The sequence below is a fragment of the Bradyrhizobium sp. genome (assembly GCF_035935975.1).
Lineage (GTDB): Bacteria > Pseudomonadota > Alphaproteobacteria > Rhizobiales > Xanthobacteraceae > Bradyrhizobium.
Window position 1 is genome coordinate 62,374 of the sequence record NZ_DASYWN010000055.1, and the last position, 19,865, is coordinate 82,238.

Annotated in this window: 17 protein-coding genes; 9 read left to right on the forward strand and 8 right to left on the reverse strand. The window is 63.2% G+C overall.

All coding sequences use genetic code 11. The features are described 5' to 3' along the window. Nucleotides 1-67: 67 nt before the first annotated feature. The 7 genes from VGR99_RS33965 to VGR99_RS33995 form a co-directional block, all read right to left on the reverse strand. Complete coding sequence (locus VGR99_RS33965; RefSeq protein WP_326904312.1) at nt 68-1,264, reverse strand: Xaa-Pro peptidase family protein; 1,197 nt, start codon at nt 1,262-1,264, stop codon at nt 68-70. Between the two features lie 81 nt (nt 1,265-1,345). Beyond that, nucleotides 1,346-1,534, reverse strand: a complete 189-nt coding sequence (locus VGR99_RS33970) for a hypothetical protein (RefSeq protein WP_326904313.1) — start codon at nt 1,532-1,534, stop codon at nt 1,346-1,348. After that, on the reverse strand, nt 1,531-1,923 hold the full coding sequence (locus VGR99_RS33975) for a hypothetical protein (protein WP_326904314.1): 393 nt from the start codon (nt 1,921-1,923) through the stop codon (nt 1,531-1,533). Before VGR99_RS33975 ends, VGR99_RS33970 begins: the two co-directional genes overlap by 4 nt. A 245-nt stretch (nt 1,924-2,168) precedes the next feature. Next, nucleotides 2,169-3,146 (reverse strand): LysR family transcriptional regulator, encoded by a 978-nt coding sequence (locus VGR99_RS33980; protein ID WP_326904315.1) that lies wholly within the window; start codon nt 3,144-3,146, stop codon nt 2,169-2,171. A 235-nt stretch (nt 3,147-3,381) separates the two neighbouring features. Beyond that, a complete protein-coding gene (locus tag VGR99_RS33985; RefSeq protein WP_326904316.1) occupies nt 3,382-4,140 on the reverse strand; it encodes a hypothetical protein in 759 nt (252 codons plus the stop codon). A gap of 9 nt (nt 4,141-4,149) precedes the next feature. Further along, nucleotides 4,150-4,572, reverse strand: coding sequence for a hypothetical protein (locus VGR99_RS33990; protein ID WP_326904317.1), 423 nt, complete (start codon nt 4,570-4,572; stop codon nt 4,150-4,152). A gap of 38 nt (nt 4,573-4,610) precedes the next feature. Beyond that, on the reverse strand, nt 4,611-6,146 hold the full coding sequence (locus VGR99_RS33995) for a B12-binding domain-containing radical SAM protein (protein ID WP_326904318.1): 1,536 nt from the start codon (nt 6,144-6,146) through the stop codon (nt 4,611-4,613). A gap of 498 nt (nt 6,147-6,644) precedes the next feature. On the opposite strand from VGR99_RS33995, the gene VGR99_RS34000 reads away from it, so the two are divergent. From VGR99_RS34000 to VGR99_RS34040, 9 genes are all read left to right on the forward strand, one after another. Beyond that, nucleotides 6,645-7,853 (forward strand): ABC transporter substrate-binding protein, encoded by a 1,209-nt coding sequence (locus tag VGR99_RS34000; protein ID WP_326904319.1) that lies wholly within the window; start codon nt 6,645-6,647, stop codon nt 7,851-7,853. After that, entirely contained in the window at nt 7,850-8,596 is a 747-nt protein-coding gene (locus tag VGR99_RS34005; protein WP_326904320.1) for a nitroreductase, read from the forward strand. The genes VGR99_RS34000 and VGR99_RS34005 overlap by 4 nt, the downstream gene beginning before the upstream one ends. Beyond that, complete coding sequence (locus VGR99_RS34010; protein ID WP_326904321.1) at nt 8,575-9,114, forward strand: DUF4863 family protein; 540 nt, start codon at nt 8,575-8,577, stop codon at nt 9,112-9,114. The genes VGR99_RS34005 and VGR99_RS34010 overlap by 22 nt, the downstream gene beginning before the upstream one ends. 677 nt (nt 9,115-9,791) lie before the next feature. Further along, a complete protein-coding gene (locus tag VGR99_RS34015; RefSeq protein ID WP_326904322.1) occupies nt 9,792-10,001 on the forward strand; it encodes a hypothetical protein in 210 nt (69 codons plus the stop codon). Nucleotides 10,002-10,031: 30 nt separating this feature from the next. Next, nucleotides 10,032-12,071 carry a PQQ-binding-like beta-propeller repeat protein gene (locus tag VGR99_RS34020; RefSeq protein WP_326904323.1) on the forward strand — a complete coding sequence of 680 codons (2,040 nt, stop codon included), beginning with the start codon at nt 10,032-10,034 and terminating at the stop codon, nt 12,069-12,071. A 490-nt stretch (nt 12,072-12,561) separates the two neighbouring features. Further along, complete coding sequence (locus VGR99_RS34025; protein WP_326904324.1) at nt 12,562-13,581, forward strand: TRAP transporter substrate-binding protein; 1,020 nt, start codon at nt 12,562-12,564, stop codon at nt 13,579-13,581. Between the two features lie 15 nt (nt 13,582-13,596). After that, on the forward strand, nt 13,597-15,486 hold the full coding sequence (locus VGR99_RS34030; RefSeq protein ID WP_326904325.1) for a TRAP transporter large permease subunit: 1,890 nt from the start codon (nt 13,597-13,599) through the stop codon (nt 15,484-15,486). A gap of 21 nt (nt 15,487-15,507) precedes the next feature. Further along, the gene (locus VGR99_RS34035) at nt 15,508-17,157 is read left to right on the forward strand and encodes an acyl-CoA synthetase (RefSeq protein WP_326904326.1); all 1,650 of its coding nucleotides are present in this window, start codon (nt 15,508-15,510) and stop codon (nt 17,155-17,157) included. Between the two features lie 259 nt (nt 17,158-17,416). Continuing rightward, on the forward strand, nt 17,417-18,835 hold the full coding sequence (locus VGR99_RS34040; RefSeq protein ID WP_326904327.1) for an autotransporter outer membrane beta-barrel domain-containing protein: 1,419 nt from the start codon (nt 17,417-17,419) through the stop codon (nt 18,833-18,835). A gap of 49 nt (nt 18,836-18,884) precedes the next feature. Here VGR99_RS34040 and VGR99_RS34045 read toward each other — a convergent pair whose 3' ends face one another. After that, nucleotides 18,885-19,862, reverse strand: a complete 978-nt coding sequence (locus VGR99_RS34045) for a TRAP transporter substrate-binding protein (protein ID WP_326904328.1) — start codon at nt 19,860-19,862, stop codon at nt 18,885-18,887. Between the last annotated feature and the right edge of the window lie 3 nt (nt 19,863-19,865).

Here is a 19,865-nt window from a genome sequence, read left to right on the forward strand (position 1 = left end):
GGTGATGGTGCATTACCCGTTTTAGGTGTGGATGAAGTGTGGATATGGCCTATGGCCCGGTCCGCGGCTAGCTCTTGCTCCCACCCAAATTCCACCCGCGCCCGCCTTCGCCAAAAATCTCGTAGCCCGCCGCCGTCACCACCACCGTGTCCTCGAGCTTGATGAAGCCGCGTTTCGGATGCTTCATCGTCGTCTCGATCGAGACCACCAGGCCGGGCTCGAGCGGCAGGCGGGCGTCGGTGTCGTCGTAGGGGACCGGGCCCTTGGCGGTCAGGCGAGGGGCCTCGTGGCTGACGAGGCCCATGCCGTGGGCCAGGAAGTCCGTGCAGTCGCCCTGGGTGATGTTTGCGAGCGCCCGCTCAGCCGCGACATAGATGTCGCCGCCCATCGCGCCCGGCCGGACCGCGGCAAAGGCTGCGCGCTGCACCGCCTCGATCTCGGCCAGGCAATCCTTCAACTCGCCGTCGGGCTCGCCCAGCACGGCCATGCGCGCGAGATCGCCGATATAGCCGTGATAGTTGCCGCCGGAGTCCAGCGACAGCACGTCGCCCTGTTCCCAGCGCTGCGACGACGGCGCCCGGTTGTGGCTGCTGCCGCAGGCAAGCAGGCAGTATTCGAAGGTCAGGCCCCGATTGGTCTCTGCGATGCGAAGCGCGTCCGACAATTGCTGCTTGGTGGTGCCCGGACCGTGCCCGGCGATCACCTCCAGCATCGATGCGATGACCAGTTCGGACGCCGTCTTGAGTTTTGCAAGCTCGTCCGCCGACTTGACCGCGCGCAGCCGCTCAAGCACCAGCAGCGCGTCCTTGAGCTCGGCGCCGGGCAGGGCGTCCGCCAGCGCCCTCCCTGCATCCATCGGCAGGAACGCCATCTCGATCCCGACCCGCTTCAACGGCACGCCGGCGTCCTTGATCAGCTTCACGGCCCGCGTGATGGCATCGACCGAGCCGCTCGACTCGGTCCGGAGCTGCGGGACCCATGGCGGCGCCACAGCGCGCTGATGGGTCTCCAGGCGGTGGCCGACATAGATTGCCTTGTCCGGCGCACCCTTGGGATAGACCAGGACCGGCAGATAGCGGCTGACACCCATGGCGTCCATGTAGTCGAAGAAGATCGCGCGCTCGGCCCCCAGCAGGTACTGCACATTGTGCTTGGAGGTCGCGACCAGCACATCGAGGCCGGCGGCCTCCATCAGACGGTCGAGCTTGGCGGCGTCGAATGGAATGGCGCGCGACTGGCTCGCGCGAGCGGTGTTCTCCTGCATCACGGACTCCCTTGAGCGGCGGTTGAGACCGCCTTGTATCGTTGACCTCTTCAAGACTGCTGCGCCCAGTCTAGCACAACCTCAACCCGCGCCCCAGCTGCATAGGGTACCGTTCCCCTTCGCCGACTTAGACAGTATTTCCGGAATCGAGTCAGTCAGCTTCTGATTGCCACTGGACTGCGCAAGATTTAGTGATGCTTGAGCGGCTTCCCTGACAGCGGGGTTTGTAATCTGGGCGATCGCCTGCGCGGCTGCGGTGATATCGATCATCGGTCGCCTCCTGCCGAATTCATTTCTTGAAACGGCGGATGTTCAAATATGACCCGAGTGAGATTTGGTCCGACCCACTCTGAGCGAGGGATATTCGCGAGAAGAGAACTCTCAAGGAGGCCTTCGGAAATCTCAGAGACTATGATGTCCGCACCCGCCAGAGCGATACGGTCGATATCGGCCTCGTCGATCCAAAGCTTGCAGATGGGACCTAAGTTTCGCTCACTATTCAGATCGTCTTTTTGGTTACCGACGAGCGCTCCTATTCGATGGGCGCGAATTTCAAAGGTGAGACCGTGCCCGGAAAATTCGAATATCCATTCTCCGCGAGACGAAGCACCAAAGAAGCCCAACTTCGTTTTGGCATCGTTCTGGACGTAATATTGCACGGGATACTCTGAAGGATCGGATCGATCGGGCCAATCCCGAACCCCATGGCTCTCATGACAAAACTGCCAAGTCATGATTTATCCACCTTCGTTCAATGGGACACTAAGCTGCATCTCGAGTACGTCGTGCTAACGTAGTCTTCCAGGTCTACGAGCTATTTCAAGTCCAGTCGGAAACGACACGCCAGACGCGCCCGAGCTGCATAGCCCGTGGAAAATGGAACCAGAACTGAGAGCGACTCCCGTTAGTGTCCGCGCCTGAGGTCATCGGTCGCGCGCCTGAGGATCTCGTGAAGCCAGTCGTGCGACGGCTCGCCCTCGATGCGTTCGTGCCACAACAGCCGGACTTCGACCGGGGTCGTGGCGTAAGGCAGCTCGTACGTCGTGATCGCATGCGCGCGTGCGAACGCCCGCGCCAAGGGCCGCGGAACGATGGCCGCCAATTCCGAGTCCGCGAGCAGGGCGGGCAGGGCCAGGAAATGCGGCAATGAAACAGCTATTCGCGGTGGCCGATCGCTTTCGGACAGTGCCCGTTCGAGCGCCGCGCGGTCGTACATCTCCGATCGCCTGGCGAGGCCGCGCTCGGAGATGAAGCCTCCGATCGCTCCCTCCTGCTCGCCGCCGAAGGAGACGACGACCAGCGACATGCGCGCCAGGGCAGCATTGTCGATCCGGCCGAGCTTGCGCTTTCCGCCCACGATCAGCACGTCGTCATATTCGAACAACAGCGACGTCCGGAATCGGCTCGGCGGGTCCGAGAAGACGCCGATCGCCACGTCGATGCGACCAAGGTCGATCTGCTCGGCGAGGTCGATCCGTGTCACCGGCTTGATGATCAGGTCGATCGCCGGCGCCTCCAGCCCCAGGATCTTCAGGAGCGGTGAGGCCAGCACCATCGTGGTGAAGTCGTTGGCGGCCAGGGTGAACTGCCGGGTGGAGGCAACCGGAACGAAGCTCGGCAGTTCGACCGCCGCCTCGAGCGATCGCAGGGCTTCGCGAACCTGCGGTGCCATTGTCAATGCGCGCGCTGTCGGCTGCATGCCGGTCGCCGTGCGCACGAACAGATCGTCTTCCAGCATTTCGCGGAGCCGGGCGAGCGAATGGCTCACGGCGGATTGACTGAGGGCAACCCGCTGGCTGGCCCGCAGCACGCTTCGCTCCTCCATGACGGCGTCGAAGACCTTGAGCAGGTTCAGGTCCAGGGTCTTGAAGGAAACAGCCACGAGCAGGACACCGTCTCAAGGCGGATCGCGCGCCCGTTGCGTTACTGCGATCTTGTCCAGTTAAGGCCATACGCCGAGCCGGCGCAACCGAGCAGGGTGCCCGGACCGCGACGCCAGGCCGCGCGCGTCACCAAACTGAAGGCGGTTCAGGATCACTCTGCAAGAGTTTCACTTCCGCAATTGCGCGATCCCGTCATGATCCCGGCGCCAGGACGTGACAAGCCCGGTCACGCGCTCAGCCTGGCAAGAATGAAGGCATCAACAACCAATATGCCAAAAGGAATATCGACAACTCGGCCACGCTCACACTGCCAAAGAAGAGGTGCGTGCGTCGACATATCGTCGGGTCGCTCCAGTTCCACTTTTTCTGCAGTCCGTAGGCCGCGACCCCGTCGACCATCGTAAATGTCGTCATTGCGAGCGCGACGAAGATCACGCCCTGGTATCCGGACAGTTGGAGGCCCAACCACACAAGTCCGCGCGATCCGGTGTGGCCGATTGCTGCGAGCAAGCGCTCGAGCGGCACCGTGTAGCGGACCCAAAGGGACTGCGTCGCCCCGTTGATCCAGGCCAACTCGTCAGTTCGATTTTTGGCGGCGGTGAAAGCCAAACAGAGCACATAGAGTGCTTCGGTGCAGCCCGCCCCCGCGCCGAAGGCCAATACGTCGACGAACCGCGCATCATCCCACGTGCGCAGAAAGATTGCCGCCAGGCCAAGTTCGCAGATCGCGGAGAAGGCTCCGTGGAAGCCGGCTGCTATTTCCGATCTGGTGTTTCTCTTCCGCAGTTGCCTGTCCAGAGGAACGCCAGCCAGCCGTTTGACGGCGACCGAAACAGCCCAGATACCTGCGCCCAGGATGAGGGCGTTCGGCGACGCGCTGGCTGACAAAAGGATTGATGGCGGCACAATGATGACCGCCAGCAACGCGGCAAGCGATATGATCCCCCAGCGAGCGGGAGCCTCTTCGGTCTTTTCCGCCGTCACTGGCAACAACAGACGTGTTCAACGTCGCCTGGAGGCTGAACGCCCGCGCTTGGCCTTGGTCGGCTTCTCGCCCACGACTTCGAGGGTCGGCGACCTGGATTCACGGACAGCGACAACAGTACCGGTAACGACCGAGACCGCGGGCTGGGTGCCTTTGGTCACGACTCTCACGACGGGCTTGGTGCCTTTGGTGAGAATGCGCACAACCGGTTTGACGATGGAGAGATTCACGGAAAGCTCGGGCGTCTCGAACTTGTCGTAAATATTGGGCTTGGCCAGCGCTTTCCTTTGCTTGGCACTCAATTCGTAGCCCGCCGACTTGAGTGCGCGCTCCGGATTGGTTCTCATCGAATTGGCGAACTTTGGATCGCTGAATATCCGCTCGACCAGCTCACCAAACTTCTGCTCCTCTTCCGATTGAGGAATGTATTGTTCGGGCATGATCTTGTCCTCCTAGTCGGTAGTCCGTCAGAGATCAATCAGACACCAAAGTGCCTGAGGGGCCGATCCAGCGAGACAGGTGCATGAGCAATCACGTCCACCTGGATGGGATCAGTTTTGCCCCTCGGCGGACTTGCGACCTCACGGAGATTCGAGAGGCCATCGCAAGCCGGTCCCATCAGGAACTCGGGGAAATAGAGCGCAATCGGTTCTGGGTGGCCGTATTCGACCATGATCTGATCCGGGTGGCGAATGCGCGCCATGTGCTGCAACGCTTCAACAGATTGGGAAATCTGCCAGATCTCAGCGGGATCCAACTTCACGCCCGCGCGAAACAGATAAAGATCCCGGAAGAACCCATAATCATTGTACATCGTCTCGTTCACCAACCCCGCCGCGCGGTCTGCATCCCAGAGCCTCGAGCCCGGGATCTGGCAGTACCATTGCAGCAGGATTCGAACGCCGTACGTCGCATACAAATGGGACGCAAACGAGCATGTCTGGCGCACTTCCTTTGCGGTCTCCCAGGGAAGTCCGAGGATAAAGGAAAAATCCGCCCGCTCTGACAGATGGTGCCGGTACAGCAGGCGAGCGGCGTCTTCCAGAATCCGAGTTGTGGTACCCTTGCCAATGAGCTCCAGCCCCGCGTCATAGCCGCATTCCGCTCCGATCAGGAATTGCCCCGTGAACGGTGCGATCGCCGGAATGAAGCCGTCGTAAAGAACGTCCGTGGCGCGGGAGTCATAGACCAGGCTTGCGGTCAGTCCACGATGGCGGAGGACTTCGGTAATCTCGATCGCTCGCTTGGGGTTCATGGAGAATTCGTCGTCAATGACATGAATCATGCCCAGCTCGGTTCGTTCGACCTGCGGCATCATTTCCTGCAGACGATCGACAAAGATCTCAGCGGGCATTCCCCGCCAGCTTCGCCGGTAGGACGTGCTGCAGAACGAACAGTCGAACACGCAGCCCCGAGACGACTCGATCGACAGCCCCTTGTAGATTTTCATCGGCAGCTGGCCGAAGTCCGGAATTGGGTACTGTCCCAGGTCCTCCTTATGGATCTTCGAGCCTGCTGGGTTGCGGAAGATCCGACCGTCCGCGTCCTTCCACGAGAGATTGGGCACCGATTCGATGCCGCGGCCGGCTTCAAGGGCGGCACACAAGGAGGTCAGCGCAACTTCACCCTCGCCGCGGACGATGTAGTCGACCGGGAACGTCGACAAGATATATCGATCAAACATGGTCGGGTGAATTCCACCCAACACGATCGGGATGTCGGCCTGCAAATCCCGAATTTGCGAAACAACGTCGCATGCCGTCGGCCAGGACATCGACGTCGCGGCGATACCAATCAGACCGCAGTCGGCGAGATCGTGGACATAGGGCTTCAACGAGTTGGAGCCATCTGCAATCAGGTCGATGACAAGTGCCTCATGTCCCGCCTGCCGCAACACGGCTTGCAGAAGATAGATTCCGTAGGGTGGGCACTCCCGCACCGCATCCATCGCGATGGGTCGAGGCTCGCCCCAGAAATCATCCATGATAGGCGGAGAAATAAGCGCAATCTTCATTAGGGCCTCCTGCCGAAATCAACTTGCCTGGCAGATAGAGCACTTCAAAACGTCGGGCGCTGTCTATTCTCAACATAGCAGTATGATACAAATTCAACTCTTGCGCTAGCCTGAATTGCGGCGAGGTTGCGCAAGCCTTCTGGTCAGACCGATACCAACTTCACCGCACGATCTTCGTGGCGAGATCGGCGACCATTCCGAGTTTCGCTGCGGTGGCGCCAGCATCTATTGCCGCCGTTACGTCGATGATTTCGTTGGCAAGAAAGATCGAGTTCCCACGCCGAGATGACGGCGCGCGCGCCCGTTGCGTTACTGCGATCTGTTGCAGTCGAGGCAAATACGCGCAACCGACGCAACCGAGCAGGGCGCCCGGACCGCGACGCCAGGCCGCACGCGTCGCCAACCTGAAGGCGGTTCAGGATCACTCTGCAAGAGTTTCACTTCCGCAATTGCGCGATCCCGTCATGATCCCGGCGCCGGATTTGGAGGAGACGGACCATGACATCCTGCGGGACATCGATCGGAGCTTTCGGGCTAGCATTGGCGCTGTTGACAGCGCCGGCCAGCGCGCAGGAGGGGCCGGTGAAGCTCGGTGTCCTGACCGACATGTCCTCGCTCTACGCCGACAATGGCGGTCAGGGCTCCGTGGTCGCGGCGCAAATGGCCGTCGACGATTTCAACGGTCAGGTGTTGGGGCGCAGCGTCCAGATCGTCGCGGGAGACCACCAGAACAAGGCGGATGTGGGCGCGACAATCGCGCGGCGATGGCTCGACAATGAAAACGTCGAGGTCATTCTCGACGTGCCGAATTCTGCGGTCGCATTGGCGGTGCAGGGCATCACGCGCGACAAGAAGAAGCTGTTCCTCGCCACCGGCGCCGCCACGTCCCGCCTCACTGGCGACGAATGCTCGCCGACCGGAATTCACTGGACGTATGATACCTACGCGCTGTCGCAGGGAACGACGAAGGCGATGTCGCGTCTCGGCGCAAACTCCTGGTACTTCATTTCGGTCGACTACTCCCTCGGCGCCCAACTCGAAGCCGACAGCCGCAAGGTCATCGACACCGTCGGCGGCAAGGTGCTCGGTGCGGCGAAACATCCGATCAACACGCCGGATTTTTCCTCCTTCCTGCTCCAGGCGCAATCGTTGAAGGCGGACGTGATCGCGCTCGCCGACTCCGGCGGCGACTTCGTCAACGCCGTCAAGCAAGCCGGCGAATTCGGCATTACCCAGCGCCAGAAACTCGTCGGGCTGCTCGTCTTCATCGCCGACATTCACAGTCTCGGGCTCCAGAGCGCCCAGGGCCTGATGCTGAGTTCGGCGTTCTATTGGGACCTGAACGAGGACACCCGCGCGTGGTCGAAGCGTTTCATCGCGAAGACCCAGAAGGTGCCGACCATGATCCACGCCGGCACATATGGCGCGGTGATGCACTACCTCAAAGCGGTGCAGTCGGCGGGCACGCTGGATGGGCCGACCGTCGCTGCCAGGATGCGCGAAATGCCCGTGAACGATTTCATGACCAGAAACGGCCGGATCCGCGACGACGGCCGGCTGGTCCGCGACATGTATCTGTTTCGCGTCAAGGCACCCGAGCGGTCCAAATACAAGTTCGACTATTACGAGCTGCTGGCGACGATACCGGGAAACGAAGCTTTCCGGCCGATGGAGCAGGGCGGATGTCCGTTCCTGAAGAAGTCATGATCGGTGAGGGCGCAACCGCACAGAGTATCGACGAGATCATCGCAGGGCGTTTTGCATGCCGCGAATTCTCGGGCGCGCCGGTCGGGCGAGGGACCATCGAGCAGATTCTCCGCGTGGCGCGGTTTGCGCCAAGCGGCGCCAACATCCAGCCCTGGCACGTCTACGTGCTGGCGGGCGCCGCCAAGGACAGGGTGTCGGCGGCGCTGCGCGAGGCGCACGAAACGGCCCGCGACGAGCACGTGTCGGAATACAGCTATTACGCCAGCGACCTGCCTGAACCCTATCTGCACCGACGACAGGAGTTCGGCCGATTGTTCTACGGCTCGCTCGGCGTCGCCCAGGCCGATATCGAAGCCCGGAGCCGGCAAACCGCGAAGAACTATGCTTTCTTCGGCGCTCCGGTCGGGCTGATCGTCGCGATCGACCGGCGCCTGCAGGTCGGAAGCTGGCTCGACCTCGGCATGTTCATTCAGAACGTGTTGCTGGCTGCGGCAGGCCACGGGCTTCAATCCTGTCCGCAGGAGACGTTCTCCAGATATGACCGGATCCTGCGCCCGCTGCTGTCGATCCCGGCCCAGCAGATGGTGGTGTGCGGCATCTCGATCGGCCGTGCCCGGGACGAAACCCGGGGCAGGCTGATGCCGCGCGCGGACCTCGCGGAATTCGCCTCGTTCGCGGGGTTCGATGACCAATGCGCAACCCAAATGGAAAGGACAAGACCATGGGAAGCCGAGACGAGCTGATTCAGTGCAGCATTCCGTTTCTGCGCGAGGTCAAGGATATGACGCCCGGCGCGGAGATGGAGCGGTGGCTCAATGAAACATACGGCGAACGCAGCCGGCTCTACCAGGACCTGGCTCGCCTCATCAAGCTCGGGGTCGAGGAAGGCTGGGCGGCGAACCAGGAGGTCGATGGTCCGAACTACCGGCGCAGCCGCATCCTCGAGCCCGTGCCCGAGACGTTCCAGTTCAGCATCACGGCCGTCTACATGAACAGCACCGATCCGCGACGCTTCAAGGACGAGGACGACCACGACGTGCTGCGGGGGCAGTATCACGGTCACCCCTATGGTGAGCTGAACCTGGTCGTGCCTCTGGACGTGGGGGCCGAACTGAAGGGGCTGCAGGGCTGGCAGGGGCCCGGCTGGACGGCGCCCGATCCCGGCAGCCGCCACTATCCCGAGGTCCGCGGCGGCGCCGTCATCGCGCTGTTCTATCTGCCGGCCGGACGCATCTCCTACGACTTCGCAGCGCCGTCCTGATTCCCGCGGCCGGACAATCTCGGGAGACGCGCGTCGCATGAGCGTCATCCGTTTTGAAGAACCGCACAGCAGCGGCCCGCGCGGCGGCGATCCGTCGCGACGGCCGCGGCCTGCAAGGCAGCTCCGGAGGTTGAGGAGGGATTTCAGCAGTCCAACGCCAAGCGGCGCCCAATGTCGTTTTTCGTTCGATCTGAGTCGGCGTGCGGAAAAGGGCAGGCATTTCAGGCGCTATTTTCGGCTTCGATCGGAGTCAATGCTGGTTCAATCGGAGTCGCTCTGGTCACAACGCGCTTGGTCGAGGAGGGTAGCTTTTGTCGCAGAACGGACATTCGGAGAACCGGATTACCGCATCGCAGCAAATTGCGTGCAACCTATCGCCGCGGGTCCTCAACCCCATAATATAATCAGCTACGGCGCGATTTGAGAGCGCCGAGCAGTTCGGAAAGGCGTTGAAGCGACGCTGGGAGCGGCAGTAGCGGCGCGCCGGGATCAACACCGGCCGCTCATTCCAGGCCGACGCCGGGCTCGCCGAGCGGCTCGAACGGCTGCTCTGGTTTCGGTGAAAGCGCGCGGAGATCGATCTCACCGCAATCCAAACTGCGCTCTGGACACGAGCATGGCGTTCATGTTGGCTACCATAGGCTGAGCAGGAGCAAATCCACTTCAGGAGCGCACCGATGCCTGACGCAAGGGACAACCAACGCGAAGCCCGCCGGAAGATCATTCGTCAATGGGCGAAGCTTCCGAAGGATAAACGGCAGTCTATGGGGGCGATCTCTGAATTCGCCAGGACCGCCGCGCAGCAGAACGAGAACGCATTCGTCCGCAGTCATCGCGATCCGTATGAAAAGATCATGAGCTGGCTATTGCCGCGCGCTCATCTCTGAACGACCGAGCCTTCTGCATATCAATTGCCCTTGGCGAAGTATGACAAGCTTACGTGCGTGTCCGCCGCGTCTACGGATTTGCCAGCGGGGTTGAAGGAAAGTAGCTCGCCCGGTCACCCGTGTTCGCGATCCGGCTTGAATGGAAAAATCCCTGTCGATAGGGGGAGAACGATGTCATCCGAGAATGCGGTTGGCCTTATCTGGTTGCAGTGTTCGATTGGCCTGCTTCTCGCCATGATCGGCATTTCATGCTCAGGGGCAGAGGAGGCAACGGCCCAGTCCGGCGAGGCGCTCTATCAGCAACGCTGCGCCTCGTGTCATGAGGGCGGCGTGGCGCGGGCGCCCGACAGGGATGCACTGCGGCAGCTGAGCGACCAGCGGATCGGCTTTCAGATCGCCTACGGGCTCATGAGCGCACAGGGGCGGGATCTGAGCAAGGATCAGATCGGCGCCATCACCCGCTATTTAAAGGGCACCACGCCGGCACCTGCGTTTGAACTACCCGATTCCAGATGCCGCGACGATGGACCCAAACTTGCCGATGCCGCGCTGCCGCGCTGGAACGGCTGGGGGGTCGACATCCGCCAGCATCGCTTCCAGCCCGCTGACACCGCGCGGCTTGCGGCCGACGATGTCTCGCGCCTCAAGCTGAAATGGGCTTTCGGTTTTCCCGGTGACGTCAGGGCCTTTGCGCAGCCGACGGTCTGGGGCGGCCGGCTGTTCGTCGGCAGCGCCGGCGGCAAGGTCTATGCGCTCGACGCCAGCACCGGATGTCAGCGCTGGGTGTTCGATGCAGGCTTTGGCGTGCGCAGCGCTGTCACCATCGGCGAGGACGAGCGCGGTGTAACGGCCTATTTCGGCGATCAGCGCGGCAACGCCTATGCGCTCGACGCCGAGACCGGGAGGCTGAAGTGGACTCGTCGGGTCGAGGAGCATCAAGCGGCCATGATCACCGGTGCGCCGACCCTTGCGGACGGCATCCTCTATGTGCCGGTTTCCTCGCTCGAAGAGGCGCTGGCGGCCGATCCACGTTATGGCTGCTGCAGCTTTCGCGGGCTGATAGTCGCGCTTGACGCCGCGACTGGAGAGGTGAAATGGCGCAGCTACGTCTCCCCGCCCGCGCAAGCGCAAGGCATCAGTTCGATGGGCGTACAACTCTTCGGGCCATCAGGGGGCGCGATCTGGTCCGCGCCGACGGTCGACGTCAAGACGAACACGATCTATGCGACCACGGGCGACAGCTATTCGAATCCCGCACAGGACACATCTGACGCTTTTGTGGCGTTCGATCTAGTGGATGGAAACCTCAAATGGTCGCGACAGATGACCACGAGCGATGCCTACAATGTCGCATGCAGCTCGCAATATCGCGCGAATTGTCCCGACAAGAAGGGGCCCGATTTCGACTTCGGCTCGTCTGCGATCCTGGTCGATCTTGCGGACGGAAAGCGCGCGCTGATTGCGGGACAGAAGTCGGGCATGGTGCACGCGCTCGATCCCGATCATGGTGGCGCGATAGTGTGGCAGCGCCGGATAGGTCAGGGCACCACGCTTGGCGGCGTGCAATGGGGCATGGCCGTCGATGACGAGAATGTCTACGTCGCGCTGTCGGACGTCGGCCTTGAACGCGTGGCACCTGGCACGCCCGGAGCCCAGAAAACGATCATGGGCGGCGAGTTGAAGATGGATCCGCGCCAGGGCGGCGGACTGTTTGCCCTCAAGCTCGCCACGGGCGAGGTCGCGTGGCACACGCCGCATCCGGGCTGTAACGACAAGCCCGGCTGCAGTCCAGCTCAGTCGGCCGCGGTCACGGCGATTCCCGGCGTAGTCTTCTCGGGCGGACTCGACGGGCACCTGCGCGCCTACGTCGCCAAGACCGGCGAGATCATCTGGGACGTCGACACAATCAAGGACTACACGACCGTCAATGGCGCAGCCGGGCATGGCGGCTCGCTCGATGGTCCAGGCGCGGTTGTTGCCGGCGGCATGCTCTACGTCAATTCCGGCTACACCAATTACGGCACCTTGCCGGGCAACGTGCTGCTCGCGTTCTCGGTAGATGGGAACTAGGGGCGAAATCGCCCGATTTGGGATCGGGGCGTGAGATGATTGCGCGTAGGTAGGCCCTTTGGGTGCAGCCCAGCGCCGCGTCGGCCGGTTGCAACGGCGGCAGACTCCGATTGAAGCAGAAAGACTCAGATCGAACGAGAAACGACACCCCAATCCGGATCGCCATATCCATAATTCGCATAAGGTATATTATGGAATATATTTATATCCAATTAGATCAGTTATTTAGGCGGAATTCCTGCCGCCGCGCCTTCGCTCCAGCGCCATTTCCGCTCAGCCCGCCAAACGTCCCGCCAACGCTTGACGGCTACTGTGCATGGGGTTGTTTTCGCATTTTTGAATCCGGCGCATGTGGCGAAAGCCGATATTGCCGTGACGTTGTCCGGCTGCAATAAGCGTGGCTCCGCGAGATCGCAGATGACCTTCTGACCGTCCGTCCGTATAGGTTTGCATCTCACAACAAAAACAAACCTTCCGAGGAAGCAGACCCATGAGCTTTTCCCGCCGCACGCTTCTCAAGGCCTCCGCCGCGACCGCGGTCCTGGGCGGCCTCAGTGCGCCCCATGTGGCCCGCGCCCAGAGCGCCGAGTTCACCTACAAATACGCCAATAACCTGCCGGACAGCCATCCGATGAACGTGCGCGCCCGGGAGATGGCGGCGGCGATCAAGGCCGAAACCAACGGCAAGTTCGACCTGCAGATCTTCCCGAACAACCAGCTCGGTTCCGACACCGACATGCTGAGCCAGATCCGCTCCGGCGGCGTCGAGTTCTTCACGCTGTCGGGCCTGATCCTGTCGACCCTGGTGCCGGCCGCGTCCATCAACGGCATCGGCTTCGCGTTCCCGGACTACGACACGGTCTGGAAGGCCATGGACGGCGATCTCGGCGCTTACGTCCGCGGCGAGATCAAGAAGGCCGGCCTCGAGGTCATGGACAAGATCTGGGACAACGGCTTCCGCCAGACCACGTCGTCGACCAAGCCCATCACCGGCCCGGACGATTTCAAGGGCTTCAAGATCCGCGTGCCGGTGTCGCCGCTGTGGACCTCGATGTTCAAGGCGTTCGACGCAGCGCCCGCCTCGATCAATTTCGCCGAGGTCTATTCCGCGCTCCAGACCAAGATCGTCGAGGGCCAGGAGAACCCGCTGGCGATCATCTCGACCGCAAAGCTCTACGAGGTGCAGAAGTACTGCTCGCTGACCAACCACATGTGGGACGGCTTCTGGTTCCTGGCCAACCGCCGCGCCTGGAGCGCTCTGCCTGAGGACGTGCGCACCATCGTCGCCAAGAACATCAACGCCGCCGCCGTCAAAGAGCGCGAGGATACCGCCAAGCTCAATGCGAACCTCCAGCAGGAGCTCGCCGGCAAAGGTCTGACCTTCAACCAGCCCACTGTCGCGCCGTTCCGCGACAAGCTGCGCACGGCCGGGTTCTATGCCGAGTGGAAGGGCAAGTATGGCGACCAGGCCTGGGACCTCCTGGAGAAGGCCGTCGGCAAGCTGTCGTAACGCGTTGGGGCCGTCATGGCTCATGTCGAGGTTCAGGTGACCGAAACGGTGGGCGAGGTGGCTGGTCAGCCCCCTCGCCGATCTTCCGTGCTGGCCTCGCTGGAACGCATCCTCGGCCTCGCCGTCGAGATCCCGGCGGCCATTCTGGTGGTCGCCGAGATCGTCATCCTGTTTGCCGGCGTGGTCGCACGCTACGGCGTGCACCGGCCGTTGATCTGGTCGGACGAGCTCGCCTCGATCCTGTTCCTGTGGCTCGCCATGCTCGGCGCGGCGGTGGCATTCCGCCGGTCCGAGCACATGCGCATGACCGCGATCGTCGCCAGCACGCGGCCGGCCGTGCGCGCCTGGCTCGACATGGTCGCGACCTGCGCGGCGCTGGCGTTCCTGGCGCTGATCGTGTGGCCATCGGCCGAATACGCCTACGAGGAAAGCTTCATCACCACGCCGGCGCTGCAGATCTCGAACATGTGGCGCGCCGCGGCGCTGCCGGTCGGCATCTGCCTGATGGCGCTGTTCGGACTGCTGCGGCTGCTGCGCGCCGCCGATTACCGGATGGTGCTGTCGGCCGTGATAACGGTCGCCGTCATCGTCGGCCTGTTCTGGCTGGCGCAGCCTTATCTGCGGCCGCTCGGCAATCTCAACCTCGTCATCTTCTTCGTCGGCGTCGCCGGCTTCTGCGTCTTTGCCGGCGTTCCCATTGCGTTCGGCTTCGGCCTGGCGATCTTCGGCTATCTGGCGCTGACCACGCGCACGCCGGTCATGGTGCTGGTCGGGCGCATGGACGAGGGCATGAGCCACCTCATCCTGCTCTCGGTGCCGCTGTTCGTGTTCTTAGGTCTCCTGATCGAGATGACCGGCATGGCGCGGGCCATGGTGGCCTTCCTGGCGAGCCTGCTCGGCCATGTCCGCGGCGGCCTGAACTATGTGCTGGTCGGCGCCATGTACCTCGTCTCGGGCATCTCAGGCGCCAAGGCCGCCGACATGGCCGCGGTCGCGCCCGTGCTGTTCCCGGAGATGAAGCAGCGCGGTGCCAAGCCCGGCGATCTCGTCGCGCTGCTGGCGGCAACCGGCGCGCAGACCGAAACCATTCCGCCGAGCCTGGTGCTGATCACCATCGGCTCGGTCACCGGCGTCTCGATCGCGGCGCTGTTCACCGGCGGCCTGCTGCCCGGCGTCGTGCTCGCGATCACGCTGTGCATGCTGGTGTGGTGGCGCTACCGCCATGAGGACATGAGCCATGTCCGCCGCGCCACCGCGTCCGAGATCGGCAAGACCTTCGTCGTCGCCCTGCCCGCGCTCGCGCTGCCCTTCGTGATCCGCTACGCCGTGGTCGAGGGCATTGCGACCGCCACTGAGGTTTCCACCATCGGCATCGTCTATGGCGCGCTGGTCGGCCTGCTGGTCTACCGCCGCTTCGATTGGCGGCGGCTGTTTCCGATGCTGGTCGAGACCGCTGCGCTGTCGGGCGCGATCCTGCTGATCATCGGCACCGCCACCGGCATGGCCTGGGGCCTGACCCAGTCAGGCTTCTCGCGCTCGCTGGCTGCGGCGATGACGGGATTGCCGGGCGGAGCCGCTACCTTCATCGCCGTGTCGATCCTGGCCTTCACCATCCTCGGCAGCGTGCTGGAGGGTATCCCGGCGATCGTGCTGTTCGGGCCGCTATTGTTTCCGATCGCCCGCGCCGTCGGGGTGCACGAGGTGCACTATGCGATGGTGATCATTCTGGCCATGGGTATCGGGCTATTCGCCCCGCCCTTCGGTGTCGGCTATTATGCCGCCTGCGCCATTGGACGCGTCGACCCGGCCGAGGGCATCAGGCCGATCTGGGGCTATCTGCTGGCGCTGCTGGTGGGATTGATCGTCGTCGCGATCTTCCCCTGGATCTCGATCGGATTTCTTTGACGCGGTTTAAGGAGGGTGTCGATGAGTGAGCGGCAGAACCCGTACAATATCGGCCTCGACAAAACGCCCGCCAATTACGTGCCGCTGTCGCCGCTGAGCTTCCTCGCGCGCAGCGCCGCGGTCTATCCCGGCCATATCAGCACGGTCTATGAGGGCCGCAGCTTCACCTGGGCGCAGACCTACGAGCGCTGCCGGCGCCTTGCGTCGTATCTCGCCGGCAGGGGCATCGGCGTCGGCGACACCGTAGCCGCGATGCTGCCGAACATCCCGGCCATGAACGAGGTGCACTTTGCGGTGCCGATGACCGGCGCCGTGCTCAATGCACTCAACATTCGCCTCGATGCGCCCTCGATCGCGTTTCAGCTCGATCATGGCGGCGCCAAAATCATTCTGGTCGATCCCGAGTTTTCCGGCGTGATCACCGATGCGCTTGCGCAGATGAGCGGGCCAAAGCCGTTCGTGATCGACGTCGACGATGCCGCCTTCAAGGGTGGCAAGCGCATCGGCGAGATCGAGTACGAGGCGGCGCTCGCGCAAGGCGATCCGAATTTTGTGGCAATCCCGCCGAAGGACGAATGGGACGCGATCGCGCTGAGCTACACCTCGGGCACGACGGGCAATCCCAAGGGCGTCGTCACGCATCATCGCGGCGCGTATCTGAACGCCGTCAGCAACATCCTCGCCGGCAATCTCGGCCAGCATCCGGTCTATCTCTGGACGCTGCCGATGTTCCATTGCAACGGCTGGTGCTTCCCCTGGACCATCGCGGCCGCCGCCGGCATCAATGTCTGCCTGCGCAAGGTCGAGCCGACCAGGATCTTCGAGCTGATCAGGCAGCACGGCGTCACCCACATGTGCGGCGCACCGATCGTCTACAACACGCTGATCAACGCGCCCGATGCGCCGAAAGGCGATGCGGCGCGCCGCGTCGTCGGCCTGATCGCGGGCGCGGCACCGCCGGTCGCTGTGCTGGAAGGCGCCGAAAACATCGGCATCAAGCTGACGCATGTCTACGGCCTGACCGAGGTCTACGGCCCCGCCTCCGTCTGCGCCGAGCAGCCCGGCTGGGACGATCTTCCCGCCGCCGAGCGCGCACGCATGAAGCGGCGGCAGGGCGTGCCCTACCCGCTAGAGGAAGGCGTCACCGTCATCAATCCGCAGACCATGCAGGAGGTGCCGCGTGACGGCGAGACCATCGGCGAGGTCATGTTCCGCGGCAACATCGTGATGAAGGGCTACCTCAAGAACGAGAAAGCGACGAAGGAAGCCTTCGAGGGCGGCTGGTTTCACACCGGCGATCTCGGCGTGCTCGACGAACACGGCTACGTCATCATCAAGGACCGCTCCAAGGACATCATCATCTCCGGCGGCGAGAACATCTCCTCGGTCGAGGTCGAGGACGTCCTCTACAAGCACCCGGCCGTGCTGTTCGCGGCCGTCGTCGCCAAGCCCGATCCAAAATGGGGCGAAGTGCCCTGCGCCTTCGTCGAGCTGAAGGACGGCGCCAGCGCGACCGAGGCCGAGATCATCGCCTTCTGCCGCTCGCAAATGAGCGGCTTCAAGACGCCGAAGGCGATCGTGTTCGGACCGATCCCGAAGACGTCCACGGGCAAGATCCAGAAATTCCTGCTGCGCAACGAGGTCGGCTCGGCCAAGGCCATCACGGCCTGAGCTGACGCCGGCATCACCTGGTCACGTAAAAACGCGGATTGACTTCGTGTCTCCGCGGTCATCGCGATTCGCACTGAAACCGATCGTGCATGTACGACGACATCGAGACAAGACAGGAAAAGATTGGAAAACGTTAGAGACGCATTTACGATTCCACTCGGTCGGATTCGCTGTTTCCACTTGATTCGCCGCGCGGGCTGCGCGGCCGGCGTCCGACACGGTTGGGGCGCTTCATGCGGTTTGTGTCTTGAGCGCAGACGTGCGTGCGCGTCTGGCGCTGCTGCTATTGACGGCCGGATTGCTGCTGCCCGGCGCCGCGCAGGCGCAGGCGATGCGCGAATACGGCCCGTTCGGCGGCGCCGAGAATTTCGGCCCTCCGGGTCCAGGCGCGCCCGGCAACGGTTTCAATAATTTCGGCGGCAACAATTTTGGTGGCGGCATAGGCGGCCCCATGTTCGGCGGCCCGCAAGCTACCGGTTTTGGCGGAGCGCCGTTCGGCAACGGCAATGGTGGCCCGGGCAACATGCAGCCGAACTATGGCTGGAACGCGGAGCCACCGGGACTTGCCGGCGCGGGGCGCTTCGGCATGCGACAGGCCTTTGGCGGCGGCTCCGATGGCGCCTCGCAGGGCGAGACGGCGCAGGCCACGTTTCTGGCGATGAACCAGTTCACGCAGGCGCTGCTCGATCCCGCCATCGACGGTCGCGGCATCGGCCCTGCCGAGCTGGACGCCGAGCTCGCCGCTTACGCCGATCTCGGAAACGACCGCACGCATGGCGGCATCGGCCGCGAGGCCTATGGCGCGATCTACGGCAGGCCGTCGCTTGCAGTTCCGCACTGGAGCGTCTGGGCCGCCGGCTTCGGCGGCTCGCAGGTCTCGACCGGCAACACCGGCGCGTCCAGCCGCAGCTTTGGCACCGTGGTCGGCGCCGACTATTCGCTCTCGCCGCAGACCCGGATGGGCTTTGCGCTGGCCGGCGGCGGCACCGGCTTCGCCAACAATTTTTCCAGCGGCCGCTCCGATCTGTTCCAGGCCGGCGCCTTCGTCCGGCACTCGATCGGATCAGCCTATGTCGCGACCGGTCTCGCCTACGGCTGGCAAGCGATCAGCAACGATCATCAGGTGACGCCGGCCGGCTCCGACCAGCTCGCCGCGCCGATCAACGCCAACGCCTATTCCGGCCGCCTCGAAGGCGGATACCGGTTTGCCACGCGCTGGCTCGGCATCGCGCCCTATGCGGCGGCGCAGATCACCACGTTCCGACTGCCCTCCTCTAACTCCAATGCGGCCCAGCCGCCCGAGGCGGCCAATGCGGTTTCGGCCGCGCCCGGCAGCGACAGCTTCACCGACAGCCGCGCTGAGCTGGGCCTGCGCACCAGCACGTCGCTTGCGCTGCTGGGAAGCGTCGTGAACCTGCGCGGCCGGCTCGCCTGGGCGCATGATTTCAGCGCGGGGCAATCGGTCCCGGCTGCGTTCCAAACCTTGACCGGTCAAGGCTTGCCCGGTCAGGGATTGATCGCCGGCGGCACGGCTTTGGCGCCGAACGCTGCGCTCGCAGGCGTGGCGTTCGAGCTGCGCGCATTGAACGGCTGGTCCGCCTCGGCGAACTTCGACAGCGAGCTGTCGAGCCTGATCCGCGCCTATACCGGGAAGGCCGTGCTGCGCTACGCGTGGTGACGGAACGCGCGAGCGGACCTTGACCGCTCGCGTCACGATGCTCTCGCCATTACATCTTCTTGTAGGCGTCGACCACAGCTTGGCCGTCCGCCCCGGCCTTCTTGAGCCAGTCGGCCGTGAGCTGCTCGCCGACCTTCTGGAAGCCCGCCTTCAGCGCCGCGCTGGGCGGCTCGACGGTCATGCCCTTGGCCTTGAGCTGGTCGATGTACCAATTGGCCTTCTCTTCCCAGGCCTTCCAGCCGCGCGTCTCGGCGGTGGCGGCCGCCTTGAGGATCGCCTCCTGGGTCGGCTTGTCGAGCGCATCGAACGCGGCCTTGTTGACGAAGGTGTAGTCCTTCGGGATCCAGGCCTGCACGTCATAGAAATATTTCAGCGACTCCCAGGCCTTGGAATCGTAGCCGGTGCCGCCCGACGACATGAAGGAATTCACCACGCCGGTCGCAAGCGCCTGCGGCAGCTCGGCCGCCTGGATGGTGACCGACTGGGCGCCGACCAGCTCGCCGATGCGCGCCGTACCGACATTGTAGGCACGCCATTTCAGGCCCTTCATGTCCTCGATCGAGGCCAACGGCTTGTTGACATAGACACCCTGCGGCGCCCACGGCACGACGAACAGAAGCTTGAGCCCCTGCGCCTCCAGCTTCTTCGTAATCAGGGGCTTGGAGGCCTGATAGAGCTTCATCGAATCCGGGAAGCTCGTCGCGAGGAACGGAACGACGTCGACGCCGTAGATCGGGTCCTCGTTCTCGTGGATCGAAAGCAGTACCTCGCCCATCTGTGCCTGCCCGGTCATCACCGCACGCTTGATGTCGGGCGCCTTGAACAGCGATGCGCCCGGATGGACCGTGATCTGAAGCTTGCCTGACGTTGCGGCCTCGACGTCCTTGGCGAATGCGACCAGATTTTCCGAGTGCGGATTGTCCGCGGGATATGCCGCCGGCAGATTCCATTTGGTCTGGGCCAATGCGGGCGTTGCGGCAAGCACGGCGCCGGCAAACAGGGCGGCGCGAACGAGACGAGACTTCATAGG

What these genes read in the sequence shown, in the direction of transcription:
- VGR99_RS34015 (WP_326904322.1), top strand. Translation starts at nt 9,792, where the DNA reads ATGCCTGACGCAAGGGACAACCAACGCGAAGCCCGCCGGAAGATCATT.
- VGR99_RS33970 (WP_326904313.1), bottom strand. Translation starts at nt 1,534, where the DNA reads ATGATCGATATCACCGCAGCCGCGCAGGCGATCGCCCAGATTACAAAC.
- VGR99_RS33995 (WP_326904318.1), bottom strand. Translation starts at nt 6,146, where the DNA reads ATGAAGATTGCGCTTATTTCTCCGCCTATCATGGATGATTTCTGGGGC.
- VGR99_RS34010 (WP_326904321.1), top strand. Translation starts at nt 8,575, where the DNA reads ATGGGAAGCCGAGACGAGCTGATTCAGTGCAGCATTCCGTTTCTGCGC.
- VGR99_RS34035 (WP_326904326.1), top strand. Translation starts at nt 15,508, where the DNA reads ATGAGTGAGCGGCAGAACCCGTACAATATCGGCCTCGACAAAACGCCC.
- VGR99_RS33965 (WP_326904312.1), bottom strand. Translation starts at nt 1,264, where the DNA reads ATGCAGGAGAACACCGCTCGCGCGAGCCAGTCGCGCGCCATTCCATTC.
- VGR99_RS34030 (WP_326904325.1), top strand. Translation starts at nt 13,597, where the DNA reads ATGGCTCATGTCGAGGTTCAGGTGACCGAAACGGTGGGCGAGGTGGCT.
- VGR99_RS34045 (WP_326904328.1), bottom strand. Translation starts at nt 19,862, where the DNA reads ATGAAGTCTCGTCTCGTTCGCGCCGCCCTGTTTGCCGGCGCCGTGCTT.
- VGR99_RS34000 (WP_326904319.1), top strand. Translation starts at nt 6,645, where the DNA reads ATGACATCCTGCGGGACATCGATCGGAGCTTTCGGGCTAGCATTGGCG.
- VGR99_RS33990 (WP_326904317.1), bottom strand. Translation starts at nt 4,572, where the DNA reads ATGCCCGAACAATACATTCCTCAATCGGAAGAGGAGCAGAAGTTTGGT.
- VGR99_RS34025 (WP_326904324.1), top strand. Translation starts at nt 12,562, where the DNA reads ATGAGCTTTTCCCGCCGCACGCTTCTCAAGGCCTCCGCCGCGACCGCG.
- VGR99_RS34005 (WP_326904320.1), top strand. Translation starts at nt 7,850, where the DNA reads ATGATCGGTGAGGGCGCAACCGCACAGAGTATCGACGAGATCATCGCA.